Origin of the sequence: Acidisphaera rubrifaciens HS-AP3 (assembly GCF_000964365.1) — a bacterium.
GTDB lineage: Bacteria > Pseudomonadota > Alphaproteobacteria > Acetobacterales > Acetobacteraceae > Acidisphaera > Acidisphaera rubrifaciens.
Window position 1 is genome coordinate 1 of record NZ_BANB01000795.1, and the last position, 206, is coordinate 206.

The following is a 206-nucleotide window of genomic DNA, read 5'->3' on the forward strand; positions in this document are numbered from 1 at the left end:
AACCGCTCGCGGGGCCACTCGCCTGCATACGCATCACCCGTGACGCGCGTAATCCCGTACGAGTCCAGCAGCGCCGCGAACTCTTCTACGACGGCGTCAGGGCTAAACGGCGGCCGAACCTCGCGCACCGCGTCCAGCACCGCCGTCCCGTCATCGCCGAGATGCGCGACCGCGAGCGTCATCGAGTCCGCCGAACCGCCGGACGG

The 206-nt window shown here is 69.9% G+C and carries 1 pseudogene; it reads right to left on the minus strand.

Features of this window, described 5'->3' with window-relative positions:
- Window positions 1-182: pseudogene (locus B8460_RS17825) on the minus strand (hypothetical protein); the annotation flags it as partial.
- Between the last annotated feature and the right edge of the window lie 24 nt (window positions 183-206).